Source organism: Gimesia maris, from assembly GCF_008298035.1.
GTDB lineage: Bacteria > Planctomycetota > Planctomycetia > Planctomycetales > Planctomycetaceae > Gimesia > Gimesia maris.
In genome coordinates this window covers 6014026-6030752 of sequence record NZ_CP042910.1, presented here as the reverse complement: position 1 = coordinate 6030752, position 16727 = coordinate 6014026, and the positions used below count along the sequence as shown (strand labels likewise).

Below are 16727 nucleotides of genomic sequence, written 5' to 3'. Positions count from 1 at the left end.
AGCGTGTTCTGACTCTCTATTAATACCCTGATTCCCTTATGCCGAATTCTAATACAGAGCGGTTTGTACCGATTGTAATAACTGTATTGATAATTCAGGTTGCTGGTGAAGCAGGCCAGTAGAGTGATTCCGTAATGTTAAGAGCTTTTATACCCTTGATCTCCGCAACCATGGCATTCGGATGTGCAGGCACAAAACAGAATGTGTCACAGCCGGAAATGACATCTGCTGTTGCGCGGATTACGGTTGATGCTACTTTTTCTGAAACCGTTGAACCGACTGAACTTCAATCGGCGTTGTTTCATGACGAGCGAGCAGAGCAGACAGACGAGAATCAGAATCAACCATCCACACCTTCAGATCAGGTGTCGCTCGTATCTTCTGAAACGATCGATCAAGAAACATTTGCTATTCCGAACATTCCTCCGTTGCCAGGCGAAAACTTTGAGCCCAGCCGGCATGGACTGGATCTGGAAGAAGTGATTTACTCGGTTTATCAAAGCTATCCCTTGCTGGATGCCGCCATTGATTCACGTGAAGTTGCTTCTGGTGAGCGTTTGCAGACATTAGGAGAATTTGACCGTAAATTCAAAGCAGCGACGGAAAACGGGCCGATGGGGTATTACAAAACTTATCGCCAGAATATCGGACTGGTGCAGCCGTTGTATCAGGGAGGGGAACTCTTTGCAGGTTATAAAATTGGTCGCGGAAATTTTCAGCCCTGGTATAAGGAGAGGCAGACCAATGAAGCAGGGGAGTTTAAAGCTGGTTTTTCGGTACCACTCTCCCGCAATCGAGACATTGATGCCCGACGGGCTGCGTTATGGCGTTCGACATTTGGCGTAGATGCTGTTGAACCGGACATTCAGGCACAGCTGATCGGCTTCGTTCAGGAAGGCACGTATGCCTATTGGGACTGGGTCGCTGCGGGTGCCAAGCTGGTGATAGCGGATCGGATACTCAAGCTGGCTGAAGCGCGGACGGATCGGATTCGAAGTCAGGTTGAAAATGGATTTCTTGATCCACCGGAGTTAACCGATAATTTGCGGCTGGTTGCTGAGCGTTCAGGGAAGCGTGCCTTTGCCGAACGAAAGCTGCAACAGGCAGCCGTCAAACTCTCATTGTATTATCGCGATGCCAGTGGTGAACCGCTGATACCGGGGCCCGATCAGATTCCCGAATTCCCGGAAATGAGGGAGATCGATGCATCACGGGTCGAGTACGATGCTGCATTGGCCCTCGAACGGCGACCGGAAATTTACGCACTTGAATTATTACGACGCCAGTTGGATATCGATCACTCAGAGGCCATGAACGACTGCCTGCCCGATGTGGATTTAGTGATGGCAGCCGCCCAGGATATCGGTTATCAGACAGATCCCAAGAATGATAAAGGTCCCTTTCAACTCGATGCAATGCTCTATGTGGAAGTTCCCATTGAACGTCGCAAAGCACGCGGGAAGATCCAGTCGGTCAGCGGCAAGATCTCTCAGCTGAATGCCAAGCGAAAATTAACCGAAGAGAAAATTGTTGCTGAAGTCGAGTACGCCTATGCCGGCTTAATCGGTGCTTACAAACAGGCCAGACAGGCCGAGCAGGCCGTGGGTTATGCAGAAGACCTGGCACGCCGGGAACGACGCAACTTCGAAGAAGGATTATCCGATCTGTTAAAAGTGACTTTGCGCGAACAATATGCCGTTGAGTCTGCAGAAAAAGCAGTCGATGCAAAACTGCTGTATTTCAGAGAACAGGCAGATTACCGGGCAGCGCTGGCAGAAGATCAGCTTCCAATCTCTCAAGGCGAGTGAGCGTCTCTGACCTGAAAATGGCAGACAATACCAGGTCGTAGACCTTTTAGTCGTAGACTTTTTCAATGAAAGAATCAACAGAGAGCCACTACGATGATGCAACATCGGATTCGCAGCCTGCTCTTCCTGCTGACACTCTGTTCCATAATCAGTTGCCCCCGTTTAGTGAGTGCAGACCGCGGGCCAGTTTTGTTTGAGCAGAGTCTGCTTGCATCAGAATGGGGCGAAACTCCCGAGGTGGAATATGCAGCCTCTCGTGATCGGATTCTTAATTTATCACCAGAGTGTGGCACCCTGTTTCAGTGGAAAGGCAGCTCTGGCTGTCACGGAGGGCCGCAGCTTGATCAACCTCTGCAGACCGACCGGCCGAACTTTACATCCACTTCTGTGACGGTAGGGAAAGGCGTGACTCAACTTGAATTCGGTTATACCTATCTGGACAGTAAGGAAGCGGGAGCGGATGTCAAATACCAGTCATTCGGTGAATTCCTGTTTCGCCGGGGGATTGTGGCTGACTGGATGGAATTTCGGTTGTCGTTTGCTCCTCTGGAACAGAGTACCGATGCGGGATTCTATCAGAATACGACTTTCGGGAGCCAGGATCTGGGACTGGCGCTGCAGTTCTCGCTGACTCCCCAGCAGGGTATTCTGCCTGAAATGGCTTTGATTACTTCGATGAGCGTACCGACAGGAAGTACTGCGTTTACTGCGAATCAGGTGGAAGCGGGCATTGATCTGGTCTATGCCTGGACCCTCAATGATTTTGTGAACGTCGCGGCCGCTACACAGGGTTATGGCGATATCGATGATTCCGGCGAATCCTTTCTTGAAATCGCACAATCCTGTTCGGTGGGTTATACCCTGACTGAGAAACTGGGAGCCTTTACCGAATGGTTTGTATTGATTCCCAGCGGTGCCCGTACGGCGCGCACCGAACACTATTTTGATGCCGGCCTCACGTACCTGATCAACAACAACCTGCAGCTCGACATGAGTGCGGGCGTAGGTTTGAATGACGCAGCAGATGCATACTTTGTCGGCGCGGGCTGCTCAATTCGTTTTCCCTGAAAAGACGACAGGGGATTCAGCGTTTGATTCCTTCAATGATACTCAGTTCCGATTGGGTCGGTAGAATGCGTGTCAGTTCGAAGCCCGCCTGATCGTAGAGTAGCTGAAATTCTTCAGCCGTGCGTTCCTTACCACCTGTCACCAGCAGCATTACCAGGTCGACGAATTTGCCCGCGAATGGATCGTTGCCCGGATCGATCACACTTTCCATCACCAGCAGTTTTCCGTTCACGGGCAGTGCTGCATGACAGTTCTTGAGAATCTGAAGTGATTTCTCGTCATTCCAGTCGTGGATGATATGTCGCAGGAGATACGCGTCTGCTCCGGCTGGCACTGACTGAAAGAAGTCACCACCGACGAGATCACAGCGGTCGGTCAGACCTGCCTGGTCGAATTGCTCCTGGGCATTATCAACGACATGAGGCAGATCAAAGAGAACGCCCTTCAGGTTCGGACAGGCCTGGAGGATGCTGATCAGATTTGAACCATTGCCGCCCCCGACATCCGCCAGTACTTTGATGTCTGCAAAATCGTACGCTTTGATTGCGGCATCGGTGCCGCGACCATGGATGCCGATCATCGCCTTGTCAAAGATGCGTGCTTTCTCCGGATGCTCAGACAGAAATTCAAAAATCGACTTCCCCCAGATGTTGTCGTACGCCGGCTTTCCGGTTTGAAGACTATAAATGATTTCGCACCAGGGGCGAAACTGGTCTTCGCCGTTCATGATGGCTAACGCCTGCTTTGACTCGGGGTCGTCAGTGCGTAATGGTTCTGCCAGCGGGGTTAAAGCGAATTCCCCCGCTTCATTTTCTTCAAAGATACCGATACTGGCCAAAGCGCGTAACAGGCGATAGAGGGCACTGGCATCAGTATTGGTGGCAGCCGCCAGTTGCTCAGGAGTCTGAGGGCCCGTGATCAGCAGATCCGCAATTCCCAGTTTCGCAGCGGCATAAATACTCTGCGATTTCCAGTAGCCGGTAATCAATTCCTCCACTTGCTGATGCGTTGTTTTCTCTGGCATGTCGTTTCACTTTCGTGTGTGAATGCTTCGGTTCATCAGGGCAGGCGCTTGGTTCCTTCAATGATGCTCAGTTCGGACTCGGTGGGGATGATACGTGTGAGTTCAAAGCCTGCCTGTTCGAAAAGTGCCTCATATTCTTCAGCCGTGCGTTCCTTGCCGCCGGGAATCATCAGCATCACCAGGTCCAGGAACTTGCCGGGAAAAGGATCATTCCCCTCGGGGATCACGCTTTCCACAACCAGCAGTCTGCTGTTCTCTGACATCACGGCATGGCAATGACGCAGAATTGTAAGCGATTTCTCATCATCCCAGTCATGGATGATGTGTCGCAGAAAAATGGTATCAGCGCCTGCGGGGACGGATTCAAAGAAGCTGCCTCCGATTAACTGGCAGCGGTCTGTCAAACCCGCCTGTTCGATATGAGGCTCTGCCCGTTCCACGACCTGCGGTAAGTCGAACAGGATCCCTTTCATCTCCGGGTAGTTCTGCAGAAGATTGACGATGTTGGAGCCGTTTCCCCCGCCGACATCCATCAGGGTGTTTATTCCGGAGAAATCATAGGCGTTCATGATATCGCCGGTTTCTCTTCCATGAATGCCCGTCATCGCCTGGTCAAAAATCTGTCCTTTGTCCGGGTTGTCAGACAGGTATTCGAAGATCGGTTTTTCAAATACTTTATCGAACGAAGTTTTTCCGGTCTGGATACTGTACAGGATCTCGCTCCAGGCCTGGAACTGTTCATCACCACTCATCAAAGCCAGTGCGCGTTTGGAACCGGGGACATCGCTTCGTAGAAATTCCGCCATCGGTGTGAGCGCGAATTCACGTTGTGCGTTCTCAGCAAAAATACCGACACTCGCCAGGGCGCGTAACAGGCGATAGAGAGCACCACAATTTGTTTTTGTCGCGTCAGCGAGCAGTTCGGCTGTTTGAGGGCCGGCAACCAGTAGATCGGCAATTCCCAGTTTCGCGGCGGCATAAATACTTTGGGAGACCCAGTAACCGGTAATCATCTGGTCGAGTTGTTGTGGGAGCGCATTTTCTTTCATTGGTTTTATCTTTAAAAAGTGAGGTTATTTTTTTCCGACCGGTGGCGGCTGCGGGCGGGAGAAAGTCAATTTGGCGGACGTCGATTCATCCGCTTGAAATTCATAACCGTCCAGATTGAAATCGCTCAGTTGATCGGGCTGGTCAATCCGATTTTGAATGATCCAGGCCGCCATCCGTCCCCGGGCCTGTTTTGCGAATAAGGCGATGGTTCGCGATTTGCCATCCTTGATTTCTTTGAAAACTGGTGTAATGACCGGGCCTGAGAGCAGCCGGGGTTTCACCGATTTGAAGTATTCATTTGACGCCAGGTTGATCAGTTCCTGATGTTTGTGTGTTTCCAGTTCTTGATTGAGGGAACGTGTGATTTTCTCCCCCCAGAAGTCATACAGGGAATTCCCGCTGCGGGTGGAGAGGCTGGTTCCCATTTCGAGACGATAGGCCTGCATCAGGTCCAATGGGCGCAGTACGCCATAGAGTCCCGAAAGTATCCGCAGGTGATCCTGGGCAAAGGCGAGATCGCGGGCTTTGAACTGTTCCGCCTGTAAACCCTGGTAAACGTCACCATTAAACATCAGGGCCGCCTGTTTGGCATTCTCTGTGGAGAAGGGGCGTGCCCATTGATTGAAGCGTTCGTGATTCAACTCCGCCAGATCCTCACTGATCCCCATCAGTTCCCGCAACGACTTCTTCGACATCCGTCGCAGTTTTTTAACGAGTGTTTCCGCTTCATCCAGAAATTCAGGAGTCGAGAATTTCGATGTCTGCTTTTGCGGTTCCAGATTCAGTGATTTGGCAGGTGAGAGAACAGTCAGCATGGTCGCGATATATCCTTAAACGTTGTGAGGGGGATTCGTTTCGGTTATAGATCGCGCCTTTCAGATTGTCAACGAATACAAATCCCCTCGCCTATGGTTTGATCGCACGATAGTACTCGATCATCGCGTCCACTTTGTCCGTTTGTGGATGGAGTGAACCCCAGCGAAAGACCATCACGCCGGTCGCAGGCAGACGGGTGCCATGGTCCAGAACAGAATGCACCTGTTCGACGGGCACTGATTCGCCCCAGTCCGAAAGCTGGACGATCGGCCAGATTTTGAGCCGTTCTCCCGGTTCACCTTTGATGTCCAGATATTGTCCCAGCCAGGTGGTCTGACGTGAGATCCAGGCTGGATCTTGCGGGTGATTGAAGCGGGCGTGATAAGGCATGGTGCTGAAAACATCCAGGTACTTCGCCTGCGATTTGAGATCAATGGCGAGTTTGTTTTTGAGTGCGCCATTGAAATCAGTGTCGGACCAGGGACAGTGAAAGGTTCCCAATAGCGCCTGGGGGCGCGTTTCGTTGAGGATCGAACGGAATTCGCGGACCCAGTCGGTAAAGACATCGCAGCGCCACGCTACCCAGGCGGCTTTCCGTTTTCCCAACAGGATCTGCGAGAGTTCCGAAGCGGGGACATCAGGCAGTGATGTGTTGGTATCCTTCTGAAATTGATTCAGGCACCGTTTACAAAAACAGGTGTCAGGCATATCGGGAACCGCGCGCTCCCAACTGGCGTGGCTGTGGTGATAATCGAGCCAGATGCCGTCGATCTCATACTCCTTGAGTACTCTGCGGAACTCATCCATCCGATATTTGCGATAACCAGGATGCGTCGGGCAGATCCCCTGCCAGCCCTGCGGCGCTGGACAGACTTTTCCATCAACGCCAATCGGGGCAGCGTCCGGATGGTCTTTAAGATAGTTGGCAACGTGCATTGTATTGAATTCGGCAAAGACCTGTGCGCCCTGTTTTTTCAACTGCGCAATGCGCTCATCAGTTAAACTTCCCGAACCCATGAAGATCGCATTCACACCCAGTTCGGGCAGTTGTTTATTCTGTTCCAGCAACTGTGTCGGCGCGCCGCCATAAATGCCACGGATTTTGATATGCGGTCGTGGTTCATCCTGGGCCTGAACAGATTTTAAAGGTGAAAAAACGCCGGAAATGACGACCATCAATATTAACAGGGAGTTCAGCAGTCGATTTGACATTTTGTTGTTTCCTCTGGAACTGGTTGCAGATCAGATTCCAATCTACCACGATGCCGGATCAGAGTAAATTGAGATCAGTTTTTGAGACAATCAGTCAGCCATTGGCGGGCCCTGGCTCGTTCGGGAATGTCTTTCAGAACCCATTTATCGGAATGATTGGGGTAGGGGATCGCCATGAATGTGAACTGGCCGTGGGGATCGGAGTCCTTGAGATATACTTCTGTGGCTTGAGTTGACTTTTCCTGTGTGATGAATTGCCGCCGGCTACCAAGACGGGCCAGACGCTGGCGGGCGGAAGCGGCATCACAGTCGGGGTAATTCCATTTTCGTACGCCATCATAATGACTGTGAGGCAGCATGCCTTTCCAGAGAGCCGCGATTTCGTCGTCGCGCAGGCCGATATAATTGCAGGCGATCGCACCCCGGGAGAAGCCGGTGAGAAACACATACTCAGGATCGCCACCGAATTCTCTGCAGATGCGGGCGACGGTCTGGCGGCAGTAGTCCGCAGTGGCGTCCGGATCGCCCCACCACTTGATCGTATGCTTGCCGGTCCGGGGATCGACGAAGGGCAGACTGACCCAGATCATCCCCTTGCCGGCGGACAGGCCAAATCCCAGTTTACAGTCTTGGACTCTCCCTTGGCTGACATCATTTAAAGCATTCGAATAGCCGCCATTCCCCGGGTACTCCATGATGACCGGGTATTTTTTACCAGGTACCCAGTCGGAAGGCAGATAGAGAGCGTGTGTAATTTCGGTCTGTTCGAACCCGGGATTCTGCTGCCAGACCCGTTTTCCCGCCTGTGGCTTTTCTTGTGTGACTTTGGGAACCTGCAGATCATTGGGGATGCTGTGAATGTTGACCGGTTCTGCTGCGAACAGTCTGCCGACGGCGTCCAGCATCAAAAACAGCACGAACAGTTTCATCCATTGATTGACTGGCATATTCAGATCTGACCCTGTGTGGATTACTTTTGAAACGCGGTTGCCTGTGGATCTCCGCCCGCTTTGAGATAAGCCAGCAGATCCAGGATTTCTTCCCGTGTGAGGACATCAATCAGATTGGCAGGCATCGGCGATGTTTTGGAAAGGATGGATTCTTCAATTTCTTCCCGGACAACAGGGACCGTGGTTTGGCGAATCGGATCGGTTTCCACAGTGATGGTGGTCTTGCTGACCCCAACAGGACGCCCGGTCACAATTTTTCCGTTCGTGAGAACATAGACGGTATAGAGATATTTTTCGTCCATGACTTTGGAAGGAGTGATAATCGACTCCAGTATCGCGCGGCTGTCGAAGCGTTTGCCGACCGTGGTCAGATCGGGGCCGACCTGGGCGCCGGTCGAACCGATGCGATGGCATTTCAGACAGTTCGCAGCCAGCAACGCCTGCCGCGCACTTTTGAAAGACCTCTTTGACGAAACTGCAGCCAGATGTGGTTCCAGTTCACTGAGCGTCCATTCCTGCACGACCGGGCGAGCGGGAACCAGTTCTTCTTCGACGAGAGGCTTATCCAGTTCGGCGATCTGTTTACTGAACTGCTCTCGCTGCTGATCAGAGAGTGTTTTCAGGAAATCTTCGCGAATGTCGCGCAGTCGCTCGGTAAGCTGCTTACCGCCCGTAAAAGTGCGGGCATGAGCCAGCCAACTGAGAAACTGCCGCTGCTGAGTCTTCGTCCAGGACTGTTTTGCATAAGTCAATGTACGCGCTGCTCTGATCTGCTCTTCCTGTGTTGAGGTATCAGTGAGTAGTGTTAATGTCTGCGGGATAACCTGGCTGTCGTTCAAGTAAACCAGCAATTCGCCCAGCAGATGATTCACACTGCTGCTGAGATGTGGATAAAGCGGGCTCAGTCGCTTTTTCAGTTCGCTCGCCTGGGCGTCTGTGGGAGAACCGAGTCGAATCAGGCAGAGCTGATAAGCTCGCAGTAGTGCCAGCAGTTGTTGCTGTTCCAGCGAACTCATGTCGATACGATTCAAAGCCGCCAGAACGGTGTCCCGATCTTCGGCAGTTCCCTGGTGACTTAAAGCGATCAGACCGGCGATGGCAGCAGTAGGATGGGTTTCGGTAATCGCCTGCGTCCGCCAGCGTGATACAGCCTGGTTTTCAAGGGCGCGTCGCGCGGTAAAACGGAGCCAGCGATCCTCACTACTGAGATGCTTCCAGAGCGTGTCGATTTCGGGGACCGGTCTGGAGAGGTATTGTTCCAGGTCTCTTCTGATCTGCCGGGCAGTGGCTGCCTGCCTGAGAACCTGTTTGCTGATCTGGGGGGGCTTAGATTTTGTTTTCTGACCTGACAACGACGTCACACGGTACAGACCAGACTGGGAACCGCGACCGCCTGTAATGAAGTACAGCGCACCATCGGGGCCAAACTGCATATCACAGACATTGAGCGGGCCTCCCTCCAGAAAGACTTCGTACTGGCAGGAATAAGTGGCTCCGCTGGGAATCAGGTCGACCAGCAGGATGCGGCCGTTCTGCCAGTCGGCGATATACATCGCCTGTTGGAAGCGCGGAGGGAAGCTGCTGTCGGTTCCGAATACCATGCCGGTTGGAGAACCCAGGCCGGTATTCAATGTGGAGGGGAGGCTGTCGGCGTAGTATTCGGGCCATTTACCGGTGCCCCAGCGCCAGCCATATTCTCCGCCGGGGATGATATGATTGATGCGGGTCGGGCGGTACCAGGGCTGTCCGATATCCCATTCCATATCCGCGTCGTAGGTAAACATCTCCCCTGCCGGATTAAATGCGATATCGACCTGGTTACGAAAACCGCCCGCGACAATTTCCCAGGTCTTGCCGTCCGGATCGGTTTTCAGAATGTAGCCCACACGGTTATCCTGACCGGCGTCGTGCGGATTGGGCAGCAGGTGATCATTCTGAGGATTGCGATATGGTGACTGGGGAGAGACTCCTTCCGGAAAGGAGACATCATTGCCGACAACCAGATAAATGTTCTGATCCGGGCCGAGCACGATCTGGTTATGCCCGTGCCCGAAGCGGCTGCGGTAGTCCAGTTTTTTCAGGAGCTGTCTCTGATCGAACTGATCGTCACCCGTGGTATCTTTCAGGCGATGCAAGCCCTGTCCATTCGTCTCACTCACATACAGACTGTGGTGGGCATACAGCACGCCGCGCGGATGCTTGAAAGTTTTATCGATCTTCTCGAAGCTGGTTTTTGCTGGATCATCATTAAACGTGATTCGTCCCAGACCCACATCATCGAGCCCCAGGATGATTCTGCCCCGATCATCAAAGGTCATGCTGATCCAGGAACTTTCGTCTTTCTGAGCAGATCGAAGTAACTCAACCTGAAAACCGGGCTGAACACGAATCGAGCTGACCGGTGTTGCCTGCGGCTCTACTGCGTTCAAAAGAGTTGGCATGAACAACAGAAGCAGGATACAGTAAACTGGCAGACGCATGATACTTCTTTCGTCTTGTTTTACTTGAGGTTGGTGTTTTTCAGGAACTTATTTCTGTTTCCACTTCAAGATGGCAAAGATCGGTCGATGATCCGAGGCCAGCGACTCATCGATGACTTTGGTCTCAATCACTTCAAAATCAGCAGCAGGTCGATAAAAAATATAATCGATGCGCGACCGGGGTTTGGTGGCAGGAGCCGAGGGGGTGGCTTTGTCATCGATGGCATTGGTCCACTGTTTTTGGAGAATCTGAATCGGTTCTGCCTCGGGAGTGGCATTCATGTCACCGGCGAGGATTGTGGGGATATCGGAGTCTAAGGTGAAATGCCCGTTGATTGCTTTGGCTTCTTCGATCCGGTCTGCCGGGAGATTATGTTGAAAGTGCGTGCTGATAAATCGAAGTGGTTTTCCATTCTGACCACGGACAGTCACGATGATGGCACCACGGGGGTAGGTTACCAGTTGGGGGGTACTTTCCGTGTAAGGCAGAGGCTGGATCATTACATCCAGGATCGGGAGTCGCGTCAGGACGGCGTTCCCGAACAGGCCTCCTTCGTAGTGTTGTGTCGGTCCAAACCGGACGGCCAGACCTGTGAGCTCTGCCAGACGTTGCGCTTCATGAACGCGGTTTGAGCGTTTCACGCCCACATCTACTTCCTGCAGGGCAACCAGATCCGGCTTCGTCTCTTGAATGACTCGCGCCAGCCGGGAAATGTCATATTTTCCATCCGTTCCCTGTCCATAATGGATGTTGTAGCAGAGCACCCGCAAAGTCTGCGTCTTTTGATCTGCAGAAACTTCTACTGTGATCAGGCTGAGAAACAGGAGCAGGCCAAGCCGGTAGAACACGGGAGCCAGGCGAATCGGTTTGAAGATAAGGGTATGCTGCATGCGGGCAGGCTCCTGTCTGAATCATGTCTGGATGTCTGGCTCTTCAGTATTTTGAGCGGTAAGTCTCCTTCTTACTATGAGAAATCCGATGACTTGCGTCAATCTCCGGCTGTCATTCATCATCCGGTAAATAAGCTGCTCCAGAGACAAACGGCATCGAGGCTCAGCCCCACGATTCCCAATGTCCAGCCTCAGACCCAGATCATGAACATTTTAAATTACCCTTCTTCGCCCTCGAACTTCGGCATCCAGCATGGTTTCGGGATACATCTGGGATGCGATCCCCATTCCAGGTAATCCGATTCCAAAGAGAACCGATTGCCAGTTTTGCAGCACATGTCGCGGGTGCATTCCGAGATTCCTTCCATATCAGGACATATTGCTTGTCAGGGACTGAAGCGGGTAGCTCGAGTGAATTGCATCGGATTGTATTCATATAGTACCTACTGTCAATAAATTCATTTTCCAGTAACGTTACACGAAAAAAAGGAGAAAGCACCAGAAATTAAAAAATAGTCGAATGCAGGATTGTATGAATTCCTTTAATTCTCAGTGCTCTTTACAGGGGCATCTTCCCGATTTCAGTGATTCCGGAATTTGTGACAAAATATATCAGAGACTTTTACGCTGGCAGCGAATGATGAAAATCGATTGTCTTTTGAAGTTTCAGAACCGATCGGAGTCAGCAGGGAATTTTGTCTGTATGCGAAGTATGATTCTGCTTGCTTGCTACAGAAAAATTGTGCCGGAGCAGATCGCTTTGTTTCGATATCGATTCTGGATGAATCTGATTTGGAAGTCGAGCGGCAGCGGTCGCGAAGAAGATTTCATTTTTCGAACATGTAATCTTAATAATCCACCGGTAAGATTCTCAAAAATTCGGAGCGCGAAGCCCTCTTCCCCCGAGCCTGGGTCAGTCAAGACCTGCACCGGCATCAAAGTGCCTTGAAACGCTGAAACAATTTTTTTTCATTCTTCCTTATTTAGGGGATGCTTGATGCTTCTTCGTTTTTCGCGCCTTGCCGGTGCGCGTGCTGTGAATTCAGCACCACGTCGTGGATTTACTTTGATTGAACTTCTGGTGGTGATTGCCATCATCGCAATTTTGATTGCGTTACTGTTACCCGCTGTGCAGCAGGCACGTGAAGCCGCCCGTCGCAGCAGCTGTAAAAACAATCTCAAACAGTTGGGGATTGCATTACAAAACTATCACGACACACATGGTGTCTTTCCTCCCGGTGGCGTCATTGGTACCTGTGCCGGTACACCTCCCACCAATCTTTCCGGCAGCCAGGAATGCAGTGGACAGAGTCTCGGCGGGAACTGGATGGTTTTTATTCTGCCTCAAATGGAGCAAAGTGCTTTATGGGAAAAAGCGGCTCCCATTCTGAATACGAATCATCCGTTGGACAGCATGAATAACGTCTTTGGACATTTTTCACCTGCTGCCTACCGTTGCCCCAGTCATCCCTGGGACCGTCGCAGTAATGTGGCATTCCGGGCTCTGGAGCATATGTCGCGTGCCAACTATGGTGCCAATTATGGTGCAAGTGATCTGACCGCTTCTTATGCCAATACCACTGGTGGCGTTTTTACAGCCAACTCTTCAGTAAGTATTCGTGATATCAAAGATGGTACGACCAACACACTGCTGGTCAGTGAACTGATCTACGCGAATGATGTGACCGCCGATGCCCGTGGTGCATGGGTTTATTCTGGTATGGGCGGATCTGCCTTCAGTACCGGACGTGGTCCGAACAGTACGCTTGCTGACATTCTGGCCAGCTGCAGTACTTCTACAGAATATCCCTGTACTGAAGGAAACGATGGAACCCAGATTGCCGCTGCCCGCAGTATGCATGATGGCGGTGTGCAGGTCTGCTTTGTTGATGGTTCCGGCCGATTCATTTCGGAAAACATCAGCCAGACAATCTGGAGTGCACTGGGAACGCGTGCCGGTCGAGAAGTGATCGATAATTTCTAGACATGATAAAAGTCTGCCTTCCGCAGTTGGATGTTGAATGAAGTCTCTTTCAAGAGACTGAACGGTTCCGGAAGGCAGAGTCAGCTCTCAGGATTGATCCTGAAAAACTCGCAAGCCTGAGTCGGGGAATGATCAGAAAATCGTTCCTCGGCTTTTTCTGTAAGATTCAATTATCGGAGAGACCAGTGATGAAAAAATTAATGTTATGCCTGTTTTGTTTGACCTGTCTGGCGCTGACAACCTCCGGTTGCTCAGGAGAACCAGAAGAAGGTGTGACAGGTGATACGACTCCCACTCCTGAATACACCGATCCCTAAGACAGGGACTGGCTTTATATTTTTAAATCCGGAATGGCTCACGCTGTGCCCGAAATAAACTCAATGTTCTCATACTTACTGACAGACTTCCCGTTAAAGGGTTGTCGGTGAAGCTGACCACAGGAATTATATTTTATTTTCTCTGAATGAACTGGTTGACGTTTTGTACTGGGTTGAATCCACAAGGTCTAATCCATCAGACGTGACCGTGGTTCACATTTAAAAGACTGATTTTGAGAACATTGAGAAACCTATGTTATCTGTCATCTTTTTTTACAACTTTCGAAGGAGAATATGATGCTACGCTTGCTCTCGTTAGTTAAGCCAGTGAATCCGACTTCTAAAAAACGTCGAGGATTTACTTTAATTGAGCTTCTGGTGGTAATCGCCATCATCGCCATTTTGATCGCGTTACTGTTACCCGCCGTACAGCAGGCGCGAGAAGCGGCTCGTCGCAGCAGCTGCAAAAACAATCTGAAGCAGTTGGGTATCGCTCTGCAGAATTACCATGATACGCATAACGTCTTTCCTCCCGGTGGAGTGATCGGAGACTGTGCAGGGAGTCCTCCGACTAATCTGACCGGGCTTCAGGAATGCGGCAGTGGACAAAGCCTGGGGGGAAACTGGCTGCTCTACATACTGCCTCAAATGGAACAGAGTTCTCTCTGGGAGAAAGCGGCACCCATTCTCAATGCAAAAGACCCCCTGGACAATATGAATAATATCTTTGGACATTTCTCACCTGTTGCCTATCGCTGCCCCAGTCATCCCTGGGATCGCCGCAGTAATGTTGCCTTTCGTTCCCTGGAGCACATGTCGCGTGCCAACTATGGTGCCAATTATGGTTCAGGTGACCTGACGGCTTCTTATGCCAATACCACCGGCGGCGTGTTTACGATTAATTCCTCGGTGAATATCCGGGATATCAAAGATGGAACCACCAACACATTTCTGGTGGGTGAATTAACCTATCTGAATGACGTGACTGCCGATGCCCGCGGCGCCTGGGTTTATTCAGGAATGGGAGGCTCAGCTTTCAGTGCTGCACGCACCCCGAACAGCAAGACAGCTGATATTCTGGGAAGATGCACAAGCACCACAGAAATGCCCTGTACCGAGGCCAACGATGGAACTCAGATAGCCGCTATGCGAAGTTATCACGATGGCGGAGTTCAAGTCTGCCTGGTCGATGGCTCCTGCCGCTTCATCTCTGAAAATATCAGTCAGACCATTTTAAACGCATTGGGAACCCGCTCTGGTCGAGAGGTGATCGACAACTTCTAAGTGCGAAAGCAGATCACTAGACGGAATGATCTCACAGCAATGATCCTGAAAGACTCGCAAGCTTGAGTCGGAAAAGGTCCTGAAAAATTATTCCTCGACTTGATCTATAAGATTCAATTAATGGAGAGACAAGTGATGAAAAAAATATTGTTGTGTATGTTTTGTTTGACCTGCCTCGCACTGACAACTTCAGGTTGCTCAGGCGAACCAGAGGAAGGTGTGGTTGGCGACACAACTCCGACTCCCGAATACACCGATCCCTGATCCAGTGATAGAACGGGCAGGCTGAATTCCAGTTTGTAATGAACTACTACTGAAAAGAAGAGTCCGATTTCACTGGCAGTCCTGAAACATCAGGCTGTCAGTGATTCTGTTCTCGCAATTCAAATATAGCGCATAGAGGTCAGCTCCCTGGTAAGGCGGCTATGTACCGTGTCGAAGCTTTCTGAACGGTCTTCTATGTAATACAGCTCTAACTGGTTGTGAGAGCACTAATTGTCCTATGTCATTTTTCTATTTATGAAGGAGAGCATGATGCAACGCTTACTGTCGTTAGTGAAGCCTGTGAATCAGACTTCCACAACACGCCGTGGCTTCACTTTAATCGAGCTGCTGGTTGTGATCGCCATTATTGCCATTTTAATCGCGCTACTTTTACCTGCCGTGCAACAGGCACGTGAAGCTGCTCGTCGCAGCAGCTGCAAAAATAATCTCAAGCAGCTGGGCCTTGCTCTGCAGAATTATCACGATACCCACAACGTCTTTCCTCCCGGCGGGGTGATTGGTGACTGTGCAGGTAGTCCACCCACCATTCTGACCGGCGCTCAGGAGTGTGGCAGCTTCAATGGTCAAAGTATGGGAGGAAACTGGTTGGTCTTTATTCTACCTCAAATGGAGCAAAGTGCATTATGGGAGAAGGCAACTCCGGTTCTCAACGGGGGTGATCCTCTGGATTACATGAACAATATTTTCGGGCATTTTTCTCCCGTTGCCTATCGTTGCCCGAGTCATCCCTGGGATCGTCGCAGCAATGTTGCCTTTCGTTCCCTGGAGCACATGTCGCGCGCTAACTATGGCGCCAATTATGGGTCAGGTGATCTGACGGCTTCTTACGCCAATACTACCGGGGGCGTATTTACCATGAATTCCTCGGTGAATATCCGCGATATTAAAGACGGGACGACCAATACGTTTCTGGTGGGTGAATTAAACTACCTGAATGATGTGACTTCGGATGCCCGTGGCGCCTGGGTCTATTCCGGCATGGGAGGCTCTGCCTTCAGTGCAGGCCGCAGTCCAAACAGCAAGACAGCTGATATCCTGAGCAAATGCGTCAGTACAACAGAAATGCCCTGTACCGAGGCCAACGATGGAACTCAGATTGCCGCCATGCGAAGTCTGCATGATGGCGGAGTTCAGGTCTGCCTGGTTGATGGCTCCTGCCGCTTTATCTCAGAAAATATCAGTCAGACCATCTTACAGGCATTAGGTACACGTTCTGGTCGTGAAGTTATTGATAACTTTTAGACTGTGTGCAGTTTTTACTGTAGCGTCTCCAGGGCCATTTGGATCGAATATCATAGATCAGGAGACGTTACGGTTAAATGTGATGCACTCTGGAATGGTTATTATGACACAGGCTGAATGCTGAAATGTTTCACAACCGGAGCCGGTTCAATTCACCGCACTCCGGTTGTGTTATTTCAACAGTGTGAGAAGCTGTCAGAGTGTGACGTCGCGATTGAATTCTTGTCACTCGTACACTGGTTCGGTGCAAATCCGAGAATTTGTCTGAAATCAGTTTTGTCAGCCGCTGTGAGCGCGTACCATATTAATAAACCAG

Annotated in this window: 14 protein-coding genes; 6 read left to right on the top strand and 8 right to left on the bottom strand. The window is 50.9% G+C overall.

Annotation, left to right across the window (positions count from 1 at the left end):
* The first annotated feature begins 170 nt into the window (after nt 1–170).
* On the top strand, nt 171–1808 hold the full coding sequence (locus GmarT_RS22270; protein WP_002645669.1) for a TolC family protein: 1638 nt from the start codon (nt 171–173) through the stop codon (nt 1806–1808).
* A 93-nt stretch (nt 1809–1901) separates the two neighbouring features.
* On the top strand, nt 1902–2876 hold the full coding sequence (locus GmarT_RS22265; protein ID WP_002645670.1) for a transporter: 975 nt from the start codon (nt 1902–1904) through the stop codon (nt 2874–2876).
* Between the two features lie 16 nt (nt 2877–2892).
* On the opposite strand, the gene GmarT_RS22260 is transcribed toward GmarT_RS22265, so the two are convergent.
* The 8 genes from GmarT_RS22260 to GmarT_RS29595 form a co-directional block, all read right to left on the bottom strand.
* On the bottom strand, nt 2893–3900 hold the full coding sequence (locus GmarT_RS22260) for a methyltransferase (RefSeq protein ID WP_002645671.1): 1008 nt from the start codon (nt 3898–3900) through the stop codon (nt 2893–2895).
* 35 nt (nt 3901–3935) lie between these two features.
* A complete protein-coding gene (locus GmarT_RS22255; RefSeq protein ID WP_002645672.1) occupies nt 3936–4949 on the bottom strand; it encodes a methyltransferase in 1014 nt (337 codons plus the stop codon).
* 24 nt (nt 4950–4973) lie between these two features.
* A complete protein-coding gene (gene yaaA / locus GmarT_RS22250) occupies nt 4974–5765 on the bottom strand; it encodes a peroxide stress protein YaaA (RefSeq protein ID WP_002645673.1) in 792 nt (263 codons plus the stop codon).
* Nucleotides 5766–5856: 91 nt separating this feature from the next.
* Nucleotides 5857–6978: a glycoside hydrolase family protein gene (locus tag GmarT_RS22245; protein WP_149303251.1), complete on the bottom strand. Its 1122-nt coding sequence runs from the start codon at nt 6976–6978 to the stop codon at nt 5857–5859.
* Nucleotides 6979–7052: 74 nt separating this feature from the next.
* Nucleotides 7053–7925: an alpha/beta hydrolase family protein gene (locus tag GmarT_RS22240; RefSeq protein WP_002645676.1), complete on the bottom strand. Its 873-nt coding sequence runs from the start codon at nt 7923–7925 to the stop codon at nt 7053–7055.
* 23 nt (nt 7926–7948) lie between these two features.
* Entirely contained in the window at nt 7949–10408 is a 2460-nt protein-coding gene (locus tag GmarT_RS22235) for a c-type cytochrome (RefSeq protein ID WP_002645677.1), read from the bottom strand.
* Nucleotides 10409–10456: 48 nt separating this feature from the next.
* The gene (locus GmarT_RS22230) at nt 10457–11299 is read right to left on the bottom strand and encodes an endonuclease/exonuclease/phosphatase family protein (protein ID WP_002645678.1); all 843 of its coding nucleotides are present in this window, start codon (nt 11297–11299) and stop codon (nt 10457–10459) included.
* Between the two features lie 213 nt (nt 11300–11512).
* Nucleotides 11513–11650 carry a hypothetical protein gene (locus tag GmarT_RS29595; protein ID WP_155367800.1) on the bottom strand — a complete coding sequence of 46 codons (138 nt, stop codon included), beginning with the start codon at nt 11648–11650 and terminating at the stop codon, nt 11513–11515.
* A gap of 646 nt (nt 11651–12296) precedes the next feature.
* Between GmarT_RS29595 and GmarT_RS22225 the strand changes: the two genes are divergently transcribed.
* From GmarT_RS22225 to GmarT_RS22215, 4 genes are all read left to right on the top strand, one after another.
* Nucleotides 12297–13283 (top strand): DUF1559 domain-containing protein, encoded by a 987-nt coding sequence (locus tag GmarT_RS22225; RefSeq protein ID WP_002645681.1) that lies wholly within the window; start codon nt 12297–12299, stop codon nt 13281–13283.
* Between the two features lie 188 nt (nt 13284–13471).
* Nucleotides 13472–13600: a hypothetical protein gene (locus GmarT_RS30260; RefSeq protein ID WP_261337826.1), complete on the top strand. Its 129-nt coding sequence runs from the start codon at nt 13472–13474 to the stop codon at nt 13598–13600.
* Nucleotides 13601–13897: 297 nt separating this feature from the next.
* A complete protein-coding gene (locus tag GmarT_RS22220) occupies nt 13898–14884 on the top strand; it encodes a DUF1559 domain-containing protein (protein WP_044237271.1) in 987 nt (328 codons plus the stop codon).
* 531 nt (nt 14885–15415) lie between these two features.
* Entirely contained in the window at nt 15416–16411 is a 996-nt protein-coding gene (locus tag GmarT_RS22215; protein ID WP_315851737.1) for a DUF1559 domain-containing protein, read from the top strand.
* Nucleotides 16412–16727: the final 316 nt, after the last annotated feature.